The sequence below is a fragment of the Gordonia sp. NPDC003950 genome, from assembly GCF_053605205.1.
The window spans coordinates 260,824-283,634 of sequence record NZ_JBSGIT010000002.1; the positions used below are offsets into that span (position 1 = coordinate 260,824).

21 protein-coding genes and 1 riboswitch are annotated in these 22,811 nt (G+C 68.9%); of the genes, 10 read left to right on the plus strand and 11 right to left on the minus strand.

All coding sequences use genetic code 11. The annotated features are described in order from the left end of the window. Position 1: 1 nt before the first annotated feature. From ACWETB_RS02925 to ACWETB_RS02940, 4 genes are all read right to left on the minus strand, one after another. Positions 2–607 carry a hypothetical protein gene (locus ACWETB_RS02925; RefSeq protein WP_452209166.1) on the minus strand — a complete coding sequence of 202 codons (606 nt, stop codon included), beginning with the start codon at positions 605–607 and terminating at the stop codon, positions 2–4. 119 nt (positions 608–726) lie between these two features. Continuing rightward, positions 727–3,219: an outer membrane protein assembly factor BamB family protein gene (locus ACWETB_RS02930; RefSeq protein ID WP_452209168.1), complete on the minus strand. Its 2,493-nt coding sequence runs from the start codon at positions 3,217–3,219 to the stop codon at positions 727–729. 162 nt (positions 3,220–3,381) lie between these two features. Then, complete coding sequence (locus tag ACWETB_RS02935; RefSeq protein WP_449741985.1) at positions 3,382–3,960, minus strand: phosphatase PAP2 family protein; 579 nt, start codon at positions 3,958–3,960, stop codon at positions 3,382–3,384. Positions 3,961–3,978: 18 nt separating this feature from the next. After that, positions 3,979–5,121, minus strand: a complete 1,143-nt coding sequence (locus tag ACWETB_RS02940; RefSeq protein WP_449741986.1) for an acyl-CoA dehydrogenase family protein — start codon at positions 5,119–5,121, stop codon at positions 3,979–3,981. Positions 5,122–5,218: 97 nt separating this feature from the next. On the opposite strand from ACWETB_RS02940, the gene ACWETB_RS02945 reads away from it, so the two are divergent. Then, positions 5,219–5,806: a TetR/AcrR family transcriptional regulator gene (locus ACWETB_RS02945; protein WP_449741987.1), complete on the plus strand. Its 588-nt coding sequence runs from the start codon at positions 5,219–5,221 to the stop codon at positions 5,804–5,806. Here the strand turns inward: ACWETB_RS02945 and ACWETB_RS02950 are convergent, their stop codons facing one another. After that, positions 5,807–8,518 (minus strand): sacsin N-terminal ATP-binding-like domain-containing protein, encoded by a 2,712-nt coding sequence (locus ACWETB_RS02950; RefSeq protein ID WP_452209171.1) that lies wholly within the window; start codon positions 8,516–8,518, stop codon positions 5,807–5,809. A gap of 110 nt (positions 8,519–8,628) precedes the next feature. Beyond that, positions 8,629–9,423: a DUF3027 domain-containing protein gene (locus ACWETB_RS02955; RefSeq protein ID WP_449741989.1), complete on the minus strand. Its 795-nt coding sequence runs from the start codon at positions 9,421–9,423 to the stop codon at positions 8,629–8,631. Positions 9,424–9,531: 108 nt separating this feature from the next. Between ACWETB_RS02955 and ACWETB_RS02960 the strand changes: the two genes are divergently transcribed. Beyond that, positions 9,532–11,511 carry an MFS transporter gene (locus ACWETB_RS02960; protein WP_452209174.1) on the plus strand — a complete coding sequence of 660 codons (1,980 nt, stop codon included), beginning with the start codon at positions 9,532–9,534 and terminating at the stop codon, positions 11,509–11,511. 3 nt (positions 11,512–11,514) lie between these two features. Next, positions 11,515–12,051: a DUF2771 family protein gene (locus ACWETB_RS02965; protein WP_452209176.1), complete on the plus strand. Its 537-nt coding sequence runs from the start codon at positions 11,515–11,517 to the stop codon at positions 12,049–12,051. Between the two features lie 139 nt (positions 12,052–12,190). Here ACWETB_RS02965 and ACWETB_RS02970 read toward each other — a convergent pair whose 3' ends face one another. Beyond that, positions 12,191–12,616, minus strand: a complete 426-nt coding sequence (locus tag ACWETB_RS02970; protein ID WP_449742425.1) for a cold-shock protein — start codon at positions 12,614–12,616, stop codon at positions 12,191–12,193. A gap of 159 nt (positions 12,617–12,775) precedes the next feature. On the opposite strand from ACWETB_RS02970, the gene ACWETB_RS02975 reads away from it, so the two are divergent. The 5 genes from ACWETB_RS02975 to ACWETB_RS02995 all read left to right on the plus strand — a co-directional run bounded on the left by ACWETB_RS02975 (position 12,776) and on the right by ACWETB_RS02995 (position 15,945). Then, positions 12,776–12,985 carry a hypothetical protein gene (locus ACWETB_RS02975; protein ID WP_449741992.1) on the plus strand — a complete coding sequence of 70 codons (210 nt, stop codon included), beginning with the start codon at positions 12,776–12,778 and terminating at the stop codon, positions 12,983–12,985. Between the two features lie 34 nt (positions 12,986–13,019). Then, the gene (locus ACWETB_RS02980) at positions 13,020–13,556 is read left to right on the plus strand and encodes a flavin reductase family protein (RefSeq protein ID WP_449742426.1); all 537 of its coding nucleotides are present in this window, start codon (positions 13,020–13,022) and stop codon (positions 13,554–13,556) included. Then, positions 13,556–14,641 carry a GTP 3',8-cyclase MoaA gene (gene moaA, locus ACWETB_RS02985; protein WP_449741993.1) on the plus strand — a complete coding sequence of 362 codons (1,086 nt, stop codon included), beginning with the start codon at positions 13,556–13,558 and terminating at the stop codon, positions 14,639–14,641. Before ACWETB_RS02980 ends, moaA begins: the two co-directional genes overlap by 1 nt. Before the next feature lie 3 nt (positions 14,642–14,644). After that, positions 14,645–14,893, plus strand: a complete 249-nt coding sequence (locus ACWETB_RS02990) for a MoaD/ThiS family protein (RefSeq protein ID WP_452209178.1) — start codon at positions 14,645–14,647, stop codon at positions 14,891–14,893. A 260-nt stretch (positions 14,894–15,153) separates the two neighbouring features. Then, positions 15,154–15,324: riboswitch (cyclic di-AMP (ydaO/yuaA leader) on the plus strand. 6 nt (positions 15,325–15,330) lie between these two features. After that, positions 15,331–15,945 (plus strand): transglycosylase family protein, encoded by a 615-nt coding sequence (locus ACWETB_RS02995; RefSeq protein ID WP_449741995.1) that lies wholly within the window; start codon positions 15,331–15,333, stop codon positions 15,943–15,945. An 81-nt stretch (positions 15,946–16,026) separates the two neighbouring features. Here the strand turns inward: ACWETB_RS02995 and ACWETB_RS03000 are convergent, their stop codons facing one another. The 4 genes from ACWETB_RS03000 to ACWETB_RS03015 are packed head-to-tail and all read right to left on the minus strand — an operon-like array spanning position 16,027 to position 17,723. Beyond that, a complete protein-coding gene (locus ACWETB_RS03000; RefSeq protein ID WP_449741996.1) occupies positions 16,027–16,461 on the minus strand; it encodes a molybdenum cofactor biosynthesis protein MoaE in 435 nt (144 codons plus the stop codon). Beyond that, positions 16,462–16,941, minus strand: coding sequence for a MogA/MoaB family molybdenum cofactor biosynthesis protein (locus tag ACWETB_RS03005; RefSeq protein ID WP_449741997.1), 480 nt, complete (start codon positions 16,939–16,941; stop codon positions 16,462–16,464). It abuts the gene before it with no gap. Next, positions 16,938–17,498 carry a cyclic pyranopterin monophosphate synthase MoaC gene (moaC, locus tag ACWETB_RS03010; protein ID WP_452209181.1) on the minus strand — a complete coding sequence of 187 codons (561 nt, stop codon included), beginning with the start codon at positions 17,496–17,498 and terminating at the stop codon, positions 16,938–16,940. The genes ACWETB_RS03005 and moaC overlap by 4 nt, the downstream gene beginning before the upstream one ends. A 6-nt stretch (positions 17,499–17,504) precedes the next feature. After that, the gene (locus ACWETB_RS03015) at positions 17,505–17,723 is read right to left on the minus strand and encodes a hypothetical protein (RefSeq protein ID WP_449741999.1); all 219 of its coding nucleotides are present in this window, start codon (positions 17,721–17,723) and stop codon (positions 17,505–17,507) included. 154 nt (positions 17,724–17,877) lie between these two features. On the opposite strand from ACWETB_RS03015, the gene ACWETB_RS03020 reads away from it, so the two are divergent. Together ACWETB_RS03020 and ACWETB_RS03025 are read left to right on the plus strand one after the other, a co-directional pair. Then, positions 17,878–20,328, plus strand: a complete 2,451-nt coding sequence (locus ACWETB_RS03020) for a protein kinase domain-containing protein (protein WP_449742000.1) — start codon at positions 17,878–17,880, stop codon at positions 20,326–20,328. A gap of 59 nt (positions 20,329–20,387) precedes the next feature. After that, entirely contained in the window at positions 20,388–22,706 is a 2,319-nt protein-coding gene (locus tag ACWETB_RS03025) for a helicase-associated domain-containing protein (protein ID WP_452209184.1), read from the plus strand. Positions 22,707–22,811: the final 105 nt, after the last annotated feature.

Here is a 22,811-nt window from a genome sequence, read left to right on the forward strand (position 1 = left end):
CTCAGGCCGTCTGGCCCGCGGATTCGAGTTGGAGGACGTGACTCAGCCCACCCGACAGCACCGGCTTGGCGAACGATGCGCCCCAACGCCAGGGCAGGAAGCCGATCCACTTCGGTGAGCCGCCGACCTCCCACCGGACCGTCAGCGTCCCTGCTCGCGGACCGTCGGCGATGGTGAACCGCTCGGCCGCGTCACGTACCGCCAGCGGAATCGAGACACCCGAACCCACGAGGGACAGCCGTTCGCCCGCAACGGATTCGACGACGCGGAGCTCGGCCGACACGAAGGTGCCCGACGCGGTGCACCAATCCCCGGCCGACACCCCGGCACGGCCGGCGTTCCATACGGGGCCGGTGAACAGCGGCAGCGCGGACAGGTAGGGGCTCTCGGTCAGTCGCTGCCACACCTCGGGCCGCGACAGCGCGGTGGTCACCTCCACCGAGGTACCAAAGCTCGCCTGCGAGGCGAAGAAGGAATCGAGTTCGGCCACCGGCACATTCCGCAACTTCGCCCGATCGGGACGCTTCGCCATCGCGCGCGCCACGAGGAGCCCGAGGACTCCGAGGATGCCGATGGCGAGAACCGCCCCGACCACGATTCCCGCCACCGTCACACCATCCACTTCGACCCTCCCGAGAAGTCATCCGTGTATCAAATATGAAACTTGACCGTAGCGGGGTGAGCTCTGTCACGCAACCCTCTGAGGGTGACTGCTGTCCGGGGCGCTCAGCGGTAGCGCGTGGAACCGTCGGCCGGCGCCGTCGTCGACACGAGCTTGGCGAAGCAGTGATCGCCGTCGAAGCCCTGCGCCGAACACCACGCGTTGGCCTGATCGGGTCCGGGGAACGTCAGCGCGGCCACCGTGACCCACCACCCCGGCTGACTGAACACGCTCCATTCGGTCGAATAGAGCAGACGGACGTCGTTGAATCGGAGCCGCAGACCCAGGAATTCGTCCAGGATCGCCTGGTTGTCCCACGTCTTGCCGTCCGCGTACAGGCCCGGTCGTTTGGAACTGAGTTGCGCGACCCACCGATTGTTGAGGTTCGCGAGGATGAAGGCGCGGTCGGAGTCCGCCTGCGCCCGCAACGCGTCGCCCGTGGTGGCGACAATGTCGGTGCCTGCGGGTACGGCCGGGCCGGTCGCGGTGATCGGGGGCGCCGTCGACCCCGACTGCGGCGCGGGTAGCTGGTTGGTGGTCTGCGCACCCGGGTCGCAGTCGACGGTGAACTGGCCGCTCGCGGTGCCATTTGCCTGACCGAGCGTGTCCGGCGTCCGATAGAACGACCCCGGCGGATAGGTCAGGTCCATCGTGATGCTCGCGTCGTCATCACTCGACGGGATGGCCGTCGGGGCACGGGAGAAATCAAACAACCCCGACGCCACCAGCTTTCCGGCGTCCGAGATCGAAATGCGGGTCGCTGCACCGGACATCACGTCTCCGTCGGGACACGTCGCCACCACCTTCATCGTCGCCACCAGCCCGGCGGAGGTGGTCCGGAACTTCTCCGGTGTGAACGTCGGAGCCGATCTACAGTGCGTCACCGAACCTTCCGGGGCCGGGGCCTTCGTGGTCGGCGCACCCGGGACGGTGGCGTCGCCGCCGGTGGGGGCGAAGCCGGTGATGGTGGTGCTGGTCAGGGTCACCAAACTCTTCCCGACCGCGAACACCCGGGGTGCCATATTCGACGTCGCGCCGAGCGCCGATGACGGCAGGCTCCACGCGGACGACCCGTCCGTCAGATTCAACGCCTGGAGTCCGGACGCGGAATCGCCGGCGATGAGCCGGGCGCCGTCGGTGACGCCGGTGTTCTGGTAACCCGATCCGGTGCCGAGTTCGGCGGTCCAGACCTGGCGGCCGGTCGCGGTATCGCTCGCGACGATCTGCTGCCCCACCCGCGTGAGGATCTCGCGGTTGTCCGCGACGATCACCTCGGCGGCGCTCAGTTCGTAGCTTTCCCCGGAAAGCGACGTGGCCCAAGAACTCTGGGCCGTGCTCGCCGAGGTCCACTTGCCGGCCACCAGCAGGTGATCTCGCTGCTCCGGGGTGACCACCGTCGCGGCCGCCACCGCCCTTCCGGGGATCTCGACGACGGTGCCGTCGGGGCGCACCACCACGACCGGGCCCGCCTGGAACGTCCCGCCCGAGCCGGTTCCGGACACCGCCGCGATGGATCCGTCCGGGAGTGATTCGAGGGTGGAGAATCCGGGTCGGTTGAGGATCTCGCGGCCGTCGACCGCCGAGACCACCACCAGGGAGGTCTGCGCACTCGCCACCAGCGCGGGCGTCGCCGTGAACGACGAGGAGTCGCCGCCCGGCGCGCCGTCGGTCAGCGTGTACGCCTTGGTCCACTCGGCCTGTCCCTGCCGGGAGATCTTGCTGATCCGCATGCTTCCACTCCCGCCGCCGAAGTCCCGGAGGTAGGCGGCGTCGCCGTTGAGGGCGATCTCGTACGAGGTGGAAGCGGAACTGGGTGCGGTGGCGGTGACCCGTCCGGTCGCCGCGTCGAAGAAGGTCACCGTACTCTCGTCGTAGCAGGCGATCTGGCCGCCGACGATCGCATCCGCGCATCCTGTGACGGCGCGGGCCGCGGTCCAGTGTTCACCGGTGGCCGGGTTGATTCCCACCACCCGCCGACCCTCGCTCGACGATGTCGACCCGACCATCGTCACCAGGTGGGTCCCGTCGCTGACCGCGCCGACGGTGCCGTAAGCGGACCGGCTCGGATCGACCGACAGGAACTGCTCCCCACCCGCGTCGGAGGCGTTGACCGTCCACGCCGCACTCGGCGCGCTGGGGTAGGCGCCGGTGAGTTGCCCCGGCAGCAGTGCTTGGCGTTCGGCGTCATTGTCGTCGCCCGCCACCCAGCGGATGACGCCACCGACCACCAGACCGACCACGCACAGCAGGGCGACGCCGGCGATCGCCCACGGCCAGATACGGCGGCGTCGTGGCTGGGGTGGCATCTGCGGCGCCGGTGATCCCGGCGGCTGCGGCGGATACCCGTAGAACCCGGTGCCGGACTGCGGGTATTGGCCGGACTGCGGGTATTGGCCGGGTTGCGGGTACTGGCCGGGTTGCGGGTACTGGCCGGGTTGCGGGTACTGATCCTGCGCCGGAAAGCCACCCGTGGGGATCGGGCGCGCCATGGTCGGTTCGTAGTTGCCGACCGGAGGCGGTGGAGTCGTCGGATCCGGGGGCCGCTGCGACTGTGGCATCGGGGCCATGTTGGTGGGTGGCGCGGGTCGCGGGATGAATTCGGTCGAGTCGTTGCGCCCCGGCTCAGGCTGTCCCGGCGGCCAATCCGAATCCGACATCGACCCAGTTAATCGCATCGTCGATGTCCGTGCCCATCGTCCGAGTGGATCAATCTGGGTGGTTCACGTCCGGGAGGTCGACGGCCGTAACGTCACCCTGGTGGACAACCACACGCAGAGCAGTACCCACAGTGCGCCGCACACCCAGCCGGCCAGGACGTCGGTGGTCCAATGAACACCGAGATACACGCGTGTGACGCCGATCGCGAACGACAGGATCGGTGCCGCGAGCATGATCCAGGGGTGATCGCGTACCCACGGAATGGTCCGGTAGGCGACCACCGCGAGGAGGCAGTAGACAATCATCGACATCATCGCGTGGCCGGAGGGAAACGAGTAGCTCTCGATGTGCAGGAGACGGTCGTCGACGGGCGGACGGGTCCGGGCGAAGAGATGTTTGAGCGCGACCATCACCACCGATCCCATCAGCGCGCCGACGCCCAGCAGAACGGCCTCGGCGTAGTGACGGCGAAACGCGAGCAACGCCACCACGACGGCGGAGATCACGGTCATGGTGAGCGAGTTGCCGAAGAAGGTGATGGTGTGCGCGACGCCTATCCAGGGCTCAGAACGCCCCTGCACCATCCATTCCGTCACGCCGTCATCGATCCGGAGTTCGCCGAAGGCCAGGGGTGCGGTCATGCCCTCACCGTAGGCGACTCACGCGGTGGCCAGTGACCGGCTGATCACCAGGCGCTGAATCTGGTTGGTGCCCTCGAAGATCTGGGTGATCTTCGCCTCCCGCATGTAGCGTTCCACTCGGAAGTCACGCGTGTAGCCGTTGCCGCCGAGCACCTGCACGGCGTCGGTGGTCACCTTCATCGCGGCATCGGTGGCGACGAGCTTCGCGGTGGCTGCGGCACGCGAATACTGTTGTCCGGCATCGCGCCGGCGCGCCGCGTCGAGGTAGGTGGCGCGCGCCGAGTCAACTGCGGCGGCCATGTCGGCCAACAGGAATCCCAGGCCCTGATGGTCGATGATCTTGCGGCCGAACGTGGTCCGCTCCTGCGCGTACTCGACCGCGGCATCCAGCGCCGACTGCGCCAGCCCCGTCGCACACGCGGCGATACCGAGCCGGCCGGAATCGAGTGCGGAGAACGCGATCGGCAGACCCTGACCTTCGACCCCGAGCAGCCGGTCGGCGGGCACCAACGCGTCGTCGTAGGTCGCCGACGTCGTCGGCACGGCGTGCAGACCCATCTTCTCCTCGGGCTTGCCGAAGCTCAGCCCGTCGGTGTCGCGGGCGACCAGCAGACACGAGATGCCCTTGGACCCCTCACCCGTGCGGACGAAGACGTTGTACACATCGGCGATCCCGCCGTGGGTGATCCACGATTTCGTGCCGGTCACCCGGTAGCCACCATCGGCGGGTCGGGCCCGGCACACGAGTGCCGCGGCATCGGAGCCCGCCTGCGGTTCGCTGAGGCTGTAGGCGCCGATCAGTCTGCCGTTCAACAGATCCGGCAGCCAGCGCTGCTTCTGTTCCTCGGTGCCGAAGGTGAACAGCGGATGCGCGGCGAGGCCGTGCACACTGACCGCCACGGCCACCGCCGCCCACCGGGCCGCGAGTTCCTCGAGCACCTGCAGGTAGACCTCATACGGTTGCCCACCGCCGTCCCACTCCACCGGATACGGCAATCCGAGCAGGCCCGCCTCCCCCAGCTCCGCGAACAGGCCGTCGGGGTAGGCCTCCCGCTTCTCGTGATCGTCGACAATCGGCGCCAGTCGCTTATCGGCGATGTCGCGGGTCAGGGCGATCAGGTCGCGGGCATCGTCGTCGGGAAGTAGCCGGTCCACCGCCATGTCATCACCTCTCGGGCTCACAAATAGTACTCAAGTACGCCTGACAGTACTATTCTCGGACGAGAGGCATCAACCCCGTCGACGAAGAGGAGGCAGCATGCCCCGCCCCGCCGCCACCGACTTCGCGACCCGACGTCGCAGTGCCCTGTTCGACGCGCTCCTCACCCTGGTGCTCGACGAAGGGTTCGCGCACCTGTCGGTGGCCGATCTCGCCGCCCGGCTGACCTGTTCGAAGTCGACGCTCTACACCCTTGCCGACAGCAAGGAGCAGCTGGTCACCAAGACCGTGGCCCATTTCTTCCGTACCGCAACCGATTCCGTCGAGGAGAAGGTCGCTCAGGCGTCGTCGGCGCGGGACGCGGTGATCACCTACCTGATCGCGGTCGGCGATGCCCTCACGCCCGCATCGCCGAGGTTCATGGCGGATCTGCACGCCTTCACACCGACCCGCGAACTCTACGAACGCAACACCGCCGCCGCGGCGTCCCGGGTCCGCGAGCTGATCGATGCCGGCGTCACCTCCGGTGAGTTCCGGGATGTCAACGCCGCTTTCGCCGCCGATCTGGCCGCCTCGATGATGAGCCGCATCCAGCGCCGCGAGGTCGCGGCCACCACCGGTCTCGACGACGCGCAGGCCTACCGGCAGCTGGCGGCCATTCTCACCACCGGTATCGACGCCCGCTGATCAGCGCCCGACGCCGAGATGGGTGATACCCCGATCATCGACCCACCAGCGCACCCGCACGGTTATCTTGTGATCGGTCCCGTTGCGCGACAGCGTGATCCACAGCTCATCGTGTACCCGGACCTGTCCGAGGAGTGCGCGGCCGGTCTCCGCGGTGAACAGCACCGCCGCCGTCGACGACCCGGTGGCCGGTCGCCCCTCATCGTCGACGCGGGCGGAGAAGGCCTCCCCGACCGTGGGGAGGTCGAGGATATCGGCCAGCAGGGAGGCACCGTCGGCATCGGCCGGTCCGACGACGAGGTCGTCCGGGTCGATTGCCTGCGCCCACCACGGGGCATCGAGGATCGCCGATCCGGTCGCGGCACCTGATGCCGCCCGGACCCCCTCGGGTTCGGCGACGTCGCGCCAGTCCACCGCACCGGCGCGGCAGGCGTCCACGACGGCGGCATACACCCCGCGCGCCACGCCGGGGCTGACCTGCCGTCGCGGATCGCCCACCCGGGTGATCAGCAGCGATGCCTCGTCAGAGGACGCGGGCGGCAGCGACGCCACCGCGGCGGCGAAGGCGTCGGCGTGCGGATGATCCAACTGATCGAGGACACCGTCGAGCGACGTGTCGGAGGGTGCCCGGTACTCACCGAGGAGCAGTCCGTCGATCTCGGCGAAGTTCCGCAGCCACCAGGCGGTGTAACCGGCCCGGTCGTCGAGCGTTGCGGCGATGTCGGGGTCGGTGGCCAGCAGGGTGAGTGCCGCCAGCCACTTGTCGGGATCCACGAGATCGAGATCTCTTACCGCACAGATCGACTCGGGTGCAGCGGAGAGTGTGTCCCACCACTGTTCCTCGTCGGGTAGCTCGTGATCGGGACCGGTCGGAAGGTCGTCACGCACCACGGCGAACCCCCAGCCGACGCCGAGCCTGCGCAGCGTCCCGACGCCGAAACGTCCCACCATCTCGTCGGCGACGAGCGAGAACGGATGATCCTCGACCAGCACGGCCAGCAGCGGCGAGTCCGCGAGCACCATCTCGTCGGCACTGCGGAACTCTCCCTCGCTGTCGCGCAACGGAATCCGGGACAACCACTCCGGGGTCGGGACGTCCGGATCGGCGGCGAGCAGGGCGAGCACCTCCTCGGCGAGACCGGTGACCTCGTCGTCATCCTCGCCGCTGTCGGCGAGGTCGACGGCCGCCTCGACGAGGGCTCGCAGCGCCGGATCGGCGAGTGCCTCCGGGATCGAGAGCGGCTGCGCGCCGACACGCAGCAGCAGGGGGTGGTCGGCGTCGGGCGCGATGGTGTGAATCCAGCGCAGCGGGATACTCACCGCACCGGCCGAGAACAGGCCGCGCACACCGAAGTTCGTCCGGCCATCGGCGCGTGGAACCGGCAGTGCGGCAAGTTCTTCGACGTCGAGCGGGGTGGCCACCAACGGTGCGAGCGCCTCGTAGAGCCGTCCCCACCAGCGTGGTTCACGCTCGAGGCCGGCCAAGCGTTCCGCCAGACCGGCCAGACCCAGCCGTTCGACGCCGAGCGACTCGAGCAACGCAAGATGCTGCGCCAGAGACAGTTCCGGGGACACCAGATCGGCGAATGCGTCACCCAGCAGTTCCGCGAGGGCATCGGTGAGGCCGATCAGCACCACGGCACGCGCAGGCACCAGCGATGACTCGTCGATGCCGGGCAGCCACGACGTCACCCGGAGTTCGTCGAGTACCGCCTCGATCAACTGCGCGTCGACACGTCCGCGTGCCCGGTGCGCGGAGGGCACCAGCGACAACCGTTCCGCACCGGCGATACAGCGCATCACATCGGTGTATCCGACTGCGGCCGAGGATATGTCGGCATCCGGGTGGAGGTGCCGACGGTCCGGGGTGAGCGGCAGGTCGGCGATCAACCGGCACGGCAGCGACAACTCGATCTCGGTGGGCGTGGGCGCCCACAGCACGTCGCGGGCGATCGGCTCGACCGACTCCCCGTCGGCGCGACGCGAAATGAGCCATCGCGACGGCGGGCGGGCGACCTCCGTCCAGACCTGTGGTGTCCGGGTCTCCGGGCCGGCCGTCCGGGTGATCACCAGTCTGCGCATCGTCGACCCGATGGCCGGATCGGTTTCCGGCACAGCGGTGCGTTCGATCTCGACATCGTTGTCGGCCACCGTGATCCGATCGACACCGGCCAGCGCGAGCAGGAGCCCGGGCGCCTGATCAGCGGCGGATTCGAGGAGTTTTCCGACGTCGACGTCGGGTCGCAGATGCAGGACGACCTCGGTGTCGAAGGGTTGTGCCGGCGCGACATCGGTGGGCCAGGCCAGGCGCAGGACCGGGACGGCGGCGGTCTCGATGCCCGCTGCTGCGGCATTCGCCGCACGCTCCCGGTCGAAGACGACCGATCCACTCCGCGACCGGATCTCGATCCGATCGGCGACGGTGGCGGTCGCGGTGAACCCGACACCGAACCGCCCGATCACATCGGGATCGTGGGCATCGCCCTTCGCCGAGACGCGCAGTGCCAGCAACGATCGCACACCCGAATCCGTCAGCGGCGCACCGGTATTGGCCACATGCAGGGCACCGTCATCGTCGGCCCAGACGCCGACGACACCGCCGACCCCGACGGCCCCGGCCGCGTCGGCGGCGTTGGCGATCAGTTCGACGAACAGCCGATCCCGGTATCCGACGGTGGCGAGGTCCGCCTCGGCGGCGCGGTCCTCGGCCATCCGGGTCGGCGAATCACGCCACGCGGCGAGGGTCGCCGCGCGCAGGGACGCCGTCGCGAAGGGATCGTCGGCGGCGGCGCCGCGATCGCCGGCACCACTCTCGTCTCGGTTCAGGACGACGGGTCCGCCTGGGCGCCGGTTCCCGCACCGACCGCGACGATCTCGAGAACCCCGTCATCGAAGGCGTCGTAGGCCGGTGATCCCTCACCGGAGGGCGCGACGACCGACGAATGTGCCCCGCAACCGAATTCGGCGGAAACCACCTGGGCGTCGGCGGCGTACGCGTTGGCGCAGGCACCGAACGCCACCCGCAGCGTCCCCGACAGCGGGATGTAGAAACCGCAGGTGCAGCACGCGTACGGTGCCGCCTGCGCCATCTCGGAATCGGGACCGCGGTCGCCCTCGTACCACCGTGTGGCGGCCTCGTCACGACCTTCCCGGCTCAGCACACGTTCGCGGCCCAGACCGAGTTCGCCGGCGACCTCGGCGACCTGATCGGGATCGGCACCGTCGGCGAGGTCCACACCGTCGGCGGTGTCCACATACCCCGGGACCAGTCGCACATCGTCGGCGTCGGCGGCCAGCAGGTCACCCGCGGACAGGTCACCGGCGGCGACCCGCTCATTCCACGGCACCCATTCCGGCGCCAGCAGCGCGCCCTCGCCCGGCAGCAGCACCACTTCGCTGACGGTCACCGTGTCGGCACCGGGAGCCCCCGCCACCACCACGCACCACTGCCAACCGCGGTATCCGACCAGGTCGGCGTCGAAATAGTGGGCAGCCGCCCACTCCCCTTCCGCCACCGCCGCACGATGCGCCCCCGGCTCGTGTCCATCATCGATGAGCGCGCCCCGGGCGATGTCCACGGCGTCGAGCAACCGCGGCCCGTCCACTACTCCAGTCACCGTTCCAGTGTGCCTCACTCGCCCACGTCGAGGCACACAAGGTCGCCCACGACACCACCGGATGACGGCATGCGGCGGGCCCGGCCACCGATGAGGAACAATTGACGCGTGATCGGACGGACGCCGAAGGACAACGCCACCGCGCCTGGGGGGAACGACACCCCGCAGCCCGCTGCGCGTACCCGACGCAACCCCGTCGACCATCCCGGTGCGGCCAACTACCCCGCCGACGGTCCGCGTCGCCGCGGCGGCAACGGCGCCGGTCCGCACGGTAACCCGCCGGGCGGAAACCGCGGTGAGGCGTACCTGCCGCCACGGACCCACAATCCGCATCTGCCGCCGCTCCACGACGCTCCCACCGATCCCCAGGAGACCTCGCACCGCCCGTCGGGCTCGACCGCGGCACTGCCCACCGACCCCGAGCAAGCGCAGATCCCCAAGAAGATCACCGTTGCCCGCGTCGCCGCCATGCGCAGCAGGCAACTGACGGCCAAGGGAATCGGCAAGATCCACCGGGCCGCCACCGCCGACGGCGCCGACCGGTCCGGGTTGACCGCCCTCACCCTGCCGGTGATCGCCAACTTCACCGTCGACGCCGCCATGGCCGTCGCCCTGGCGAATACGTTGTTCTTCTCCGCCGCCACCGCCGAGTCCAAGGTCAGCGTCGCGCTCTACCTGGCCCTGACCATCGCGCCCTTCGCCCTGATCGCCCCGCTGATCGGGCCGGCCCTCGACCGCCTCCAGCACGGACGGCGGGTCGCGATGGCCGCGACGTTCGCGGCGCGTGTGGTGCTCGCGCTGCTGATCATGGCGAATGTGTCGTGGGACGTCGCGGCACAGCAGCTCACCTACGACCCGTGGGTGCTGTATCCGTGTGCGCTCGGGCTGCTGGTCCTGTCGAAATCGTTCGGGGTGCTCAAATCGGCGGTGACGCCCCGTGTGGTGCCACCGTCCATCGACCTGCCGAGGGTCAACTCGCGATTGACCACCTTCGGCCTCATCGGCGGCACGATGATCGGCGGCGCGGTGGCCGCCCTGTTCGAGCTGCTGCTCGCCAAGGTGCTGCCCTTCCACCTCCCGGGCGCGATGCTGTGGCTGGCGATCGTCGCCGCGATCGGCGCCTACCTGTGCATGCGGATTCCGTCGTGGGTGGAGGTCACCGAGGGTGAGATCCCGACGACGCTGACCTATCACGCACCCGACTCGCACACCTCGACCCGCGGCAGTGTGCGGGGCGGCGCGAAGGCCATCGCCGCCAAGATGCGCCAGCCGCTGGGCCGGCGGGTGGTCGCCGCGCTCTGGGGGAACGGCACCATCCGCATCCTGACCGGCTTCCTGACGCTCTACATCGCCTTCTACGCCAAGGCCCAGCAAGGTGTGCACTCCGACTGGCGGCAACTGGCGATGCTCGGAGCGGTTGGTGCCGCGGCGGGCGTCGGCAACATGATCGGCAACGGTGCCGGCACCCGGCTCGAGCTGAAGAACCCGGCGAAGATCGTCGTCTATGCGACGGCCGCCTGCTTCACGATGGCCGTGCTGGCCGCCATCTTCGGCAACATCCTCCTCGCCGTCCTCACCGCATTCGTCGCCTCCGGGACCAGCGCGATCGGCAAGGTGTGTCTGGATTCGTCCATCCAGGACGACCTTCCGGAGGAATCGCGGGCGTCGGCGTTCGGCCGGTCGGAGACCGTGTTGCAGCTGTGCTGGGTGCTCGGCGCCGCGCTGGGTGTACTGCTGCCGACGACCCTGTGGATCGGTTTCACGGTGGTGTCGGTGCTGCTCGGTCTCGGGCTCATCCAGACCGTCATGACCGACCGCGGCCGGTCGCTGGTGCCCGGGCTCGGTGGCGAACGTCCCGAGCAGGCGGCACCGACCATGCCCTTCGGTGCGACCCCGAACCCACAGCACCAGAACCCACAGTCCCAGAACCCGCGGCCCCAGAACCCCCACGCATCGACGCCACACCAGCCGAACCCGCACCCCAACCCCTCGGCACCGAAACCGGGACAGCCGGGCTCCGAGGCACCCACGACGCGGTACCCCTCCGGACCGGGTGACGCCTCGACCAAGCGGATGGGATATCACTAGAGCGTGCTCAACTCCGGTGACAAGAAGGCCATCGCGATCGTCCTCGCGGTCGTCGTGGTGTTCGTGGCGGTGGTCGGGACGACGGTGGGGATCCTCGCCGCGACCGGTACCTCACACAAGGACGAGGCGTATCTGCAGCTCGCCGTCGGCGACGAACTGCACACCGTCGAACCGGTCAAGTGGTGCGACGTCTACCTCAAGGAATGTGACCCGCCACTGCTCAGCCCGCAACGAGAGACCCCGCACCTCCCCATCGCGACGGGCCAGACGATCCTGTTGTCGGTATCCAGCGAGATCGCCGAGGGGCCGTGGAATCTGACCACGCTCTACTGGACCCCCGAGGGTCTGGCCGAGAACGAGTCGCCGTTCGCGTCGGGCACCACGTTCACCGTGCCGCTGCAGACCGAGCCCCAGCACATCCTGTTGGGCATCACCATCACCGCGGCGTCGGTGGTGGCCTCCGACGACGGGACCACCAGCTTCGCTCGCGGGGTGCTCACCGTCGACACCTTACCGGCCGACGTGCCGCAGATCCGCTGACGCGGCGTCGGCGTCGTTCACGCGGGTCGTGCTCGCCCGCGCGGCACGCCCACCCTCGCGTGGTCATTGCACAGCGCGCGTGAGCGCGCGGGTGCCGCGTCGGCATGGACGACCCGCGTGAACGACGACCCGGCGTGGCCTAGCGGTCGAGTTCCCGGGCGACCGCCCGCACAACCTCGGAAATACGTTGCGCGGTCTTGCGATCGGGATACCGTCCCTTGCGCAGGTCCGGCTGCACCTTGCCCTCGAGCAGGGTGATCAGGTCGGCGACCATGCCGTGCAGCTCGTCGGGGCTGTGGCGCTTGACCTCTTTACGCGCGGCCTCGCGATCACGGTCGCGGGTGTTCTTCGCCACCGACGGCGCCGGTTCGAGGACGGTGACGGTCAGTGCCTGCGGGCCGCGGCGTCCGGCGGCCATGCCGAACTCCACGCGCTGACCGGGCTTGAGCGCATCGACACCCTCCGGGAGTGCCGACGAGCGGACGTACACGTCCTCGCCGTCCTCCTGCGCGAGAAAACCGAAGCCCTTCTCGGCGTCGTACCACTTCACCTTGCCGCTCGGCACTGTGCTCACCCTCATCTGATGGTCGAAATCGGTCACAATAAAAGGCGCGGAGACACACGACTTGAGCCTTTCCGCGCCTGGTATCCACCATTCTAAACACTGGGCCAAGCGGTTTCTGACCACCCGTCGGGCCACCGACGTGCTCTACCGTGGAAGGCTATGGATCAGAATCGTTCCTCGCGCCTGCTGGCGGTGGCCGGCGTGGTCTTCGCGATCGGACTGTTGGCCATCGTCGCGTTGTTCGTCACGCCGCTGGTCACCGACGGTGACACCGCACCGACCGCCGTCTACCTGCTGACCATGTGCGCACCGCTGGGTTTCCTCCTCGGCCTGGTCTACGCGCTGCGCTCGGGTCGACGGACCCGGTGACGCGGTGTCGGCATCCTACGACCCGGTCCCGGCGATGATCGATCGTCGGCCCGATCTGTCACCGGCCTCCGACGAAGGCGCGCTCAAACGCGCCTTCAGTTGCTTCCCGTCCGGTGTGGTGGCGGTCTGCAGTCATCATCACGGCACCGAGCCGGTGGGGATGGCGGCGAGCGCCTTCACCGCCGTCTCCATCGATCCCCCGCTGGTGAGTGTCTGCGTCCAGAACACCTCGACGACGTGGCCGCGGCTGCGCGACGCCCACATGCTCGGTGTCAGCGTGTTCGCCCACGATCAATCGCGGCAGTGTCGTCAGCTCGCCGGTCCCGCGGCACACCGATTCAACGACATCGATCCCCTCGCCGCCGGCGACGGCTCCCTGTTCATCCCCGGCGCGGCTGCCCACCTGTCCTGCAGTATCGAGCAGGAGATCCCCGCCGGCGACCACATCCTCGTCCTGCTGCGCATCGAACAGTTGCAGGCCGACCCCAGCGTCGAACCACTCGTCTTCCACGCGAGCACCTTTCGCGCCCTGGCGACCCGGGCCGACGTCATCGAAACCCGGGACCGCTGATGACCGCCGTCGACCTCGGACTGCCGCTGCCGTCGCTGATCCCGGCGTCGCGCGCCCCGGCACCGGTCGACGGCCCGCTGCGGGACACCTTCGGCCGGGTGGCCACCGACCTGCGGGTCTCGGTGACCGACCGCTGCAATCTGCGCTGCACCTATTGCATGCCCGCCGACGGTCTCGACTGGTTACCGACCGACGCGGTGCTGAGCACCGACGAGTTCGTTCGTGTCCTGACCGTCGCGGTCCGTGACCTGGGGATCCGGACGATCCGCTTCACCGGCGGTGAACCACTGCTGCGCCGGGATCTCGAGGAGATCATCGCCCGGGTGTCCCGGCTGCCGGAACGTCCCGGGATCGCGATGACCACCAACGGCCTCGGCCTGTCCCGTCGGGTGCAGGGACTCACCGAGGCCGGGCTGACCCGGGTGAACGTGTCGCTGGACACCATCGACCCGGCCCGATTCGCCGAGATCACCCGGCGCGATCGTCTCGGTGACGTCCTCGAGGGACTCGCGGCCGCCCGCGCGGCCGGACTCGATCCCGTCAAGGTCAACGCCGTCGTCCCGGACCGAAGCGATCTCGGTGGACTCGCGGCGCTGTTCGGGTTCTGTCTGCGTGAGGGATATCAGTTGCGGGTGATCGAGCAGATGCCGCTGGACGCCGATCATCGCTGGGATCGCTCGGCGATGGTGACCGCGGTGGAGATCCTCGAGGCGCTGCGCCACGTCGCGCGGCTGACGCCCGACGACGTACCGCGCGCCGGTGCGCCCGCCCAGACATGGCTGGTCGCCGGCCACACCGACGCCGCGGGTCGTCCCGCGCGGGTCGGCGTCATCGCCTCGGTCACCCGCCCGTTCTGCGGCGACTGCGACCGCACCCGCCTCACCGCCGACGGCGCTCTGCGCAACTGCCTGTTCGCCGAGACCGAGACCTCTCTGCTGCCGGTCCTGCGTGGCGGCGGCGCCGACGTCGACGCCGCGATCGCCCGGCTGTGGCGCGAGAACACCTGGGCCAAACGTGCCGGGCACTCGGTCAACTCCGGCGACTTCCGTCAGCCCACGCGTCCGATGTCGGCGATCGGGGGCTGATCGGTGCGTCTGACGATCCGCTATTTCGCGGCCGCGCGGGCCGCCGCGGGCCGGGAAACAGACGTCGTCGACGTCCCCGACGAGATCACCCTCGGTGAGCTGGAACACATTCTGGCAGCCGACAATCCGGCCCTGCGGCATGTGTTGGATCGGTCGTCGTATCTCTGGGACGAGGTCGCGGTGTGCGACCGCGGTCGAGACCTCGGCGCGACGCGCACCGTCGACGTCCTGCCGCCCTTCGCCGGGGGCTGAAACGCCGCCACGCCCCTGTGAGCTTAATCACATAACGAGCCGATAACGAGATGGACACGAGAAGGGCATCATGCCCGTGAACTGCGGCGACGATCGAATGGGGCCGAAAGTCCCACTCGCAGACACGAAAACCGTTGTGGAAGAAGGTGTGATTCGTCGGCGTCGAGGCCGTACTGTACGAAGCGTCCTTCCAAGAAGGTCACAGCACAGCAACCAAGACACACAACTTTCACCGGTCGCGCCGAGCCTCGTTCCACCGGTGGAATGACGAGCAACATCTGGGAACGAGGACGGGGGACCCACCCTTCCGCACGGAAGAACGGACGTCAACGACGTTCTTGGGGTTAAGTCCGACGGCTACGGCCGACGCGACCGAGCACCTCTCGCTCGAACCCGACAGCTGACTTCGCAGGCGCGTGGAGAGAGGTAACACACTCATGTCCGGACGTCATCGCAAGCCGACGACCACCACTGCCACCAAGACCTTCGCGAAGGTCGCACTGACCGGAGCCGTCCTCGGCGGCGGCGCGGCCCTCCTGGGCACCGGTTCCGCACACGCGGCCACCGACGCCGAATGGGATCAGGTCGCCCAGTGCGAGTCGGGCGGCAACTGGGCCATCAACACCGGCAACGGCTACCAGGGCGGGCTGCAGTTCAGCCCGAGCACCTGGTCCGGCCACGGTGGCGGCGAGTTCGCACCGAGCGCCAACCAGGCCACCCGTGAGCAGCAGATCGTCGTCGCCGAGCGCGTCCTGGCCAGCCAGGGTCCCGGCGCATGGCCGACCTGTGGCACCGGGCTGTCGGGCGCCACCCCGCGCACCGCTCCGACCACCACCCCGAGCCTGCCCGCCGTCCCGGCACCGTCGGCGCCGAGCACCGGCAGCAGTGGCGCCACGAGCACCGACGACGCCCTCACCACGCTCCGCGACAAGACCACCGACCCGAGCCTGCTGGCTCTGCTCGATGCCGCCCAGAACAGTGGCTACCAGCTCACCCCGGATCAGCTGAAGCTGTTCAACGAGCACCAGGGCCAGATCCCGAATCTCCCCTGAGCCTGATAAAGGCCCCTGAGCAAAGAGCCCCCGCATGCTGCTTCGCGCCGTGCGGGGGCCTTTTCATGCTCGTGTCACCACTCAGGCCGACCCAACCCATTCGTCGCGACCGTCGGTGAAGAACTGGTGCTTCCATACCGGGAGTTGGGCCTTCACCTCGTCGACGAGCCGAGCGCACAGAGCGAATGCCGGACCACGGTGATCGGCGGCGACCGCGACGACGAAGGCGACATCACCCACGGCCAGGTCGCCGATCCGGTGCGAGACGGCCACCGCCCGAACCCCGTCGGCATCCTCGGCGACCTCCGCGACGACGCGGCGCAGCACCTGCGCGGCACTCGGGTGGGCCGAATAGGACAGCCGGGTCACGCCGTTGCCACCGTCGTGATCGCGGACCGCGCCGACGAATCCCACCACGGCTCCCGCCGCTCCCGCCGCGGCGTCGGTGACCAGCGCCTCGTGATCGGCAAGACCGATCGGGGCCTCGGAGATCTCGGCGCGCACGATCTGCGCCATCTAGTGATCCCCGCCCCGGATCTGGTCGAGCGCGTGGTCGAGGACGGTGCCCAGGACGTCCAGGCCATCCCGGACGCCCCCGGTGGAGCCGGGAAGATTGATCACCAGGGTCCGGCCGGCCACGCCGGCGATACCGCGCGAGAGAATCGCCGTCGGCACCTCGGGCAGGCCCGCCGTGCGGATGGCGTCCGCCAGCCCCGGCAACTCGACGTCGAGCACTGGCCGGGTCTGTTCGGGAGTGCGGTCGGTGGGTGAGAGCCCGGTACCCCCGGTGGTGACGACCAGATCCACCTCGGCGTAGATGCCGGCGCGGATCGCATCGCCGACGGCGGGCCCGTCGACCACCACGTCGACCTCGTCGACGGTGATGCCGCGATCGGCCAGCCAGGCGGAGATCAACGGTCCGGTGCGGTCGGTGTAGACACCGTTGGCCGCCCGCGTGGAGGCCACCACGACGCGCGCCACCCGCTGACCTGTCATCGACCGATCGCCGGGTCGTTGCTGCCGGTGTCTCGGGTGCCGGTGTCTCCGGTGGCATCTCGTGTCCAGTCGCCCGAGCGGCCACCGGATTTGGCCAGTAGCCGGATCGCGTCCATCTGGGCATGCCGGTCGACGGCCTTGACCATGTCGTGCAAGGTGAGTCCGCTGACCGCGACGGCGGTGAGCGCTTCCATTTCGACACCGGTCGGTCCGGCGGTGGTCACCGTGGCGGTGACGTCGACGGTGTCCTCACCGATCTCGAAGTCCACGTCGACCGACGACAGGGCGAGCTGGTGACACAGCGGGATGAGGGAGTCGGTGCGCTTGGCGGCCATGATCCCGGCGATGCGTGCGGTGGCCAGGACGTCACCCTTCGGCAGCGACGAGGACGTGAGCAACTCGATCACTCGACGGGTCGTGCGGAAGGTCCCACCGGCGACCGCCCGGCGACGGGTACGCGGTTTGTCGCCGACGTCGACCATCCGCGCCGTGCCGGAGTCATCGACGTGTGAGAGTCGGTCTGCGGTCCGCGATACGTCCGGATCGACGTCGGTCACCGCGTGTCAGCGGTTGATGACGGTCTTGGGATTGATGTAGTGGACCTCGTCGGCCGGCAACGGGAACTCCACGTCGCCGAACGGCGACAACGCACCGGCGAGTTCGGCCGCGAATTCGGAGACCGCGTGCTCGGGTCCGTCGCCCTCGGCCGCCTTCGGCCAGCCGTTGTCGACGTAATGCTTCTTCGAAGTGCTCTCAGCCACGGATGTATTGTGCCATGCCATCGCCGCCCCCACGTGATCGAGCTCGCACCGGGTGGCCGACGACACCGACTTCGACCGGTCACCCACCCACCGTTCGAATGATAAGACGACCAATTCGGAGGGCACTTCGGTAAGGTCACACACCATCGTCCGGAGACAGTCGAAGGGGTTAGACGTGCCGCTCAGTCCAGGTTCACAGGTCGCCGGATACAAGGTGATCTCGCTGCTGGGATCGGGCGGGATGGGTGAGGTGTACCTCGTCGAGAATCCGCACCTGCTCCGGAAAGAGGCACTCAAGGTCATCTCGTTGGCCGGCGCCCACGATCCCGACTTCCAGAAGCGATTCACCAACGAGGCTCGCACCACCGCGTCGCTGGATCACCCCAGCATCATCTCGATCCATCAGTACGGGATCAACGACGAGGGCACGCCGTGGTTCACCATGAGCTACCTCGACGGACGCGATCTCAGCAGCGGCCCGACCTCGCCGGCCGACGTCGTCGCGGTGACGGCGCAGGTCGCCGATGCCCTCGACTACGCGCACCGGCACCGCGTGATCCATCGAGACGTGAAACCCGCCAACATCATCGTCAGTCGGGATCCGTCGACCGGCGATGTCGAGCGGGTCACCGTCCTCGACTTCGGTATCGCCAAGCTGGTCAACTCCACGTCGCTGACGGCCACCAGCGCCTTCATCGGGACCCTGGCCTATTGCGCACCCGAGGTCATCGAGGGTCATGACGCAACCGCGATGTCGGATCAATACTCGTTGGCGTGCACCGTCTTTCAACTCCTGACCGGCCAGGCCCCGTTCACCACGACGACGCCGTCGGCGCTGGTGATGGCGCACTTGACCAAACCGATCCCGCCGATCAGCTCGCTGCGGCCGGATCTCGCCGCCTTCGACCCGGTGCTGCACAAGGCGCTGGCCAAGAATCCCGCCGACCGCTACCCGAACTGCCGCGCCTTTGCCGCCGCGCTGAAGCAGGCGCTCGACGCCCGTCCCAGCCCGGGCCCGGGTCTGAGCGCCGGGCCGACCGGCGTCACCAACCCACCGTCCTACGGTTCCGGACACCAGACCCGGCCACCGTCACAGCCGACCCCGGCCGGGTTCTCCCCCGTCGGCGCCACCGTCCCCGGGCACGCCCCGATCGCTCCGACCCCGCCGCCCTCGGCTCCGTCGTATCCCGGTGTGGGCCAGCCGAACCTGGGGATGCCCTACACGTCGCAGCCGAATCCGTCGGTGCCCTTCGGCGCTCCGCCCTCGGCAACCACCCCGGCGACAGCCGGATTCGGTGGTGGCACACCTCCGCCCGGATACAATCCGGCGCAACCGAATTCACTGCTCGGCGGTGGGGGCTACCCGTCGCAGCCGGGTACGGTTCCGCCGAAGAAGAAGCGCACGGGTCTGATCATCGGGGCAATCGCCGCGGCGCTCGTGGTCGTCGTCGTGGCGGTGGTCGGAATCGGTTTCGCCACCGGCCTGTTCGGTGGCAGCGATGAGCCCGCGGCAGTCGTCGCGCAGCCCAATACCGTTGCCACATCCGGTAATACGACATGCGCTGTCACCAACGAGGCGCTGCACTGCTGGGGCAACAACGCCAACGGCCAGTTGGGCAACGGGACGTCGACCGATACCACCACGCCGGTCGCGGTGAATCTGACACCGGTCACCTCGGTCAGCATCGGCAACTACGTCAACACCGACGACAAGTACGTCACCACCGCCTGCGCGGTCTCCGACCGGCAGGCCTACTGCTGGGGCGCCAACAACTACGGTCAGATCGGCGACGGCAGCACCGATTCCAGTGAGACGCCGAAGAAGATCTCCACGCTGAGCGACGTCACCGCCATCTCCACCGGATTCGGATCAACCTGCGCGATCTCGGCCGGCGACGTGTACTGCTGGGGCGACAACGATCAAGGCCAGCTCGGTACCGGCGGCACCACGGACTCCACGACACCCACCAAGGTCACCGGGGTGACCGGAACAGCCACCGACGTGACCACCGCACGCGGCACCACCTGCGCGATCGCCGACGGCGCCGTGTACTGCTGGGGCAACAACGACAGCGGGCAGATCGGCAACGGCTCGACGAGCCGCCAGCCCTCTCCGGTGAAGCTCTCCCTCACCGACGCCACCGACATCGCGATCGGCACCTACAAGCAGAGCGGGACCGGGTCGACATACCCGCAGACCGCATGTGCGGCCGCGGCGGGCAAGGCCTATTGCTGGGGAGACAACGCGTACGGTCAGATCGGCGACGGAACCACCGCCGCACGACAGACCCCGACCGAGGTGGTCGGACTGACCGATGTCACCGATGTCGCCACCGACTGGGGTACCTCCTGCGCAGTCGCCGGTGCCGAGTTGCGGTGCTGGGGCGACAATTCCGACAAGCAGCTCGGTGACGGTTCGACGTCGGATTCGTCGGCACCAAAGCAGGTCACCCTGGCCGGTGCCGTGGACTCCGTATCCACCAACTCGGGTACGACGTGCGCGCGGGTCGACACCACCGACGTCTATTGCTGGGGTTATAACGTCGCCGGTCAGGTCGGCAACGGGGCGAGCGGGGAGAACAACGTCGTCGCCACTCCGTTCCGAGTCAACATCACCACGTCGTAGAACGTGCCCCTGGCCCGGGCTGATCCCGATCGGAAGACCCGCTCGGTAGAATCGGTCGAATGAGTCCGGACAGTCGCGCGAGTGCACTCGCCGATGACCTGGCGTCGCGTTCGGATGCGCAGCTGGCCGATCTCATCACGCTGCGGCCGGATCTCGCCTCACCCCCACCGCAGGGCACACAGGTGCTCGCCCAACGCGCACTGTCCCCGGCGTCGGTGGCCCTGGCGGGTGAGAGCCTGGATCTACTCGGCCTCGCCGTCCTGGAGTCGCTGATCGAGCACGGCCCCCCGGAGTCAGACACGGTATCGCTGCCGACCATCCGGTCCGCGCTCGCCGACCGCGCCGATGCCGACGAGGTCGAGGTGCGCGTCGATCAGCTGCGACGGCTCGCGCTGATCTGGGGACCCGACGATGCGCTGCACATCGGGGCGCACGCCGCATCCGCAATGCCGTGGCGCGGTTTGCACCTCACCGGCCCGTCGGCGACGCTCGCACCGGCCGAACTCGCGCAGCGGCTCGCCGCGCTCGACGAACGGGAGCGGGAATTGCTCGGCGCACTGTCGCGTGGTCCCGCGCTCGGACGCAGCCGTGATGCCGCTCCCGACGCCGATCCCGCCGCGCCGGTCGCCCGTCTCATCGCCGACGGCATGCTCGCCCGCATCGATCATCAGACCGTCGAGCTCCCACCTCAACTCGGCCAACTGCTGCGCGACGAGCCCCCACTGCGGACCGACGATCTGAGTCGCCCGCGGCCCGAGGACGACTCCGGCTCACGTCGCTTCTCCGCCCGCGACGTCGATGCGGCTGCCGGCGGCGAGGCACTCGAGGCCATCCGGCATACGACAACCCTGCTGCGGATCCTCGGCGCCACACCCGCGGCGGTGCTGCGGTCGGGCGCGCTCGGGGTACGGGAACTGCGCCGCCTGACCAAGGCCACCGGTCTCGATCAGCAGCGGGTGGCGTTGCTCATCGAGATCCTCGGACATGCACGACTGATCGACGCGGGATTCCCCGATCCGCCACCGCCGGGCGACACCGGTGAGCACGTGTTCGCGCCGACCACCACCGTCGACACCTGGCTGCACCAACCACGAGAACGCCAGTGGTACACGCTCGTCGAGGCCTGGCTGACCATGCCGCGACGCGCCTGGCAGGTCGGCGAGCCCGACCGCGACGGCACCGCGATCCCGGCACTGTCGGGTGACAACTACGACGCCCACGCACCCGCCCAACGGCGCACCATCCTCTCCGCGATGTCCCTGAGCCCGGCGGCGGCACCGGTGTCGGTGGCCGGCCTGGTCTCCCTGTTGGCCTGGCAACACCCACATCAGATGCGGCGCTTGGGTTCTCATGTCGTCGAACACACGCTTCGGGAAGCGCGCGAGATGGGACTCGTCGCCCACCACGCCCTGAGTTCGGTCGGACGCGCGATCCTCGAGGCCGATGCCGGCGCCGACGACGCACCGATCGTCGCCGCGATGCGCACGGCACTGCCGGAACCGGTGGATCACTTCCTCACCCAGGCCGACCTCACGATCACCGTCCCCGGCCCGATGACCCCGGAACTCGCCGAACAGGTCGAGATGGTGGCCGATCTCGAATCCGGCGGCGCCGCATCGGTATACCGCGTCAGCGAGGTGAGTGTGCGGCGCGCCCTCGACGCCGGTCGCTCCAGCAGCGAACTCATCGCGATGTTCACCACACACTCCCGTACGCCAGTACCACAATCACTGACATATCTGATCGAGGACGTGGCCCGTCGGCACGGACAGTTGCGCGTCGGCATCGCCTCGTCGTTCATTCGCTGCGAGGATGCGGCCACCCTGGCCGCCGTGTTGCGCAGCGAGGCCGCCGCGCACCTGTCGATGCGGGCGCTCGCACCGACGGTTGCGGTGTCCCCCAGCGAGATCCGCGACGTGCTCGACTCCTTGCGTGCTGCCGGGTTCGCGCCCAGCGGGGAGGATTCCTCGGGCGAGTTGGTGGACATGCGTGAACGCGGCAGCCGGGTCCCCGTCACCCGCGCACGACGTCACGCCATCCCGCCGCGGCGGTCCGCGCTGAACGACGACCAGGTATTGGCGGTGATCGGCCGTGTCCGATCCGGCGATCGGGCCGCGACCGCACGCCCGGCGTCGGCGTCGGCGTCGGTACGGGCCGGCGGAAACGGTGAAACCGCCACGGCCCTCATCCAATTGGCGCTACGCGCCCATCGCAGACTGCGGGTCGGCTACGTCGACGCACACGGGTCGGCCAGTCAACACGTCGTCACCCCGCAGGCCTTGGGTTCGGGCCAGCTGATCGGCGTCGAGGACGGCACCGATGACGAACAACGGTTCTCGTTGCACCGCATCACCAGTGTCGAACTGCTCGACACGTAGCCCACGTCGGGGTGTCCGGTTTCCGGCGTCCCGGTCCGAAAATGGTTCGCCCTCGCCGGGATTCGCACGTACCTTTGCCACGCCCCGGAAACCTCCTGGGCAACA

Bases quoted from the DNA above. Each gene is read 5' to 3' on its own strand.
- ACWETB_RS02930 (WP_452209168.1), bottom strand. From the start codon at position 3,219: ATGCCACAGTCGCAGCGGCCCCCGGATCCGACGACTCCACCGCCTCCG.
- ACWETB_RS02935 (WP_449741985.1), bottom strand. From the start codon at position 3,960: ATGACCGCACCCCTGGCCTTCGGCGAACTCCGGATCGATGACGGCGTG.
- ACWETB_RS02940 (WP_449741986.1), bottom strand. From the start codon at position 5,121: ATGGCGGTGGACCGGCTACTTCCCGACGACGATGCCCGCGACCTGATC.
- ACWETB_RS02945 (WP_449741987.1), top strand. From the start codon at position 5,219: ATGCCCCGCCCCGCCGCCACCGACTTCGCGACCCGACGTCGCAGTGCC.
- ACWETB_RS02950 (WP_452209171.1), bottom strand. From the start codon at position 8,518: ATGGCCGAGGACCGCGCCGCCGAGGCGGACCTCGCCACCGTCGGATAC.
- ACWETB_RS02975 (WP_449741992.1), top strand. From the start codon at position 12,776: ATGGATCAGAATCGTTCCTCGCGCCTGCTGGCGGTGGCCGGCGTGGTC.
- ACWETB_RS02980 (WP_449742426.1), top strand. From the start codon at position 13,020: ATGATCGATCGTCGGCCCGATCTGTCACCGGCCTCCGACGAAGGCGCG.
- moaA (WP_449741993.1), top strand. From the start codon at position 13,556: ATGACCGCCGTCGACCTCGGACTGCCGCTGCCGTCGCTGATCCCGGCG.
- ACWETB_RS02995 (WP_449741995.1), top strand. From the start codon at position 15,331: ATGTCCGGACGTCATCGCAAGCCGACGACCACCACTGCCACCAAGACC.
- ACWETB_RS03000 (WP_449741996.1), bottom strand. From the start codon at position 16,461: ATGGCGCAGATCGTGCGCGCCGAGATCTCCGAGGCCCCGATCGGTCTT.
- ACWETB_RS03005 (WP_449741997.1), bottom strand. From the start codon at position 16,941: ATGACAGGTCAGCGGGTGGCGCGCGTCGTGGTGGCCTCCACGCGGGCG.
- ACWETB_RS03015 (WP_449741999.1), bottom strand. From the start codon at position 17,723: ATGGCATGGCACAATACATCCGTGGCTGAGAGCACTTCGAAGAAGCAT.
- ACWETB_RS03025 (WP_452209184.1), top strand. From the start codon at position 20,388: ATGAGTCCGGACAGTCGCGCGAGTGCACTCGCCGATGACCTGGCGTCG.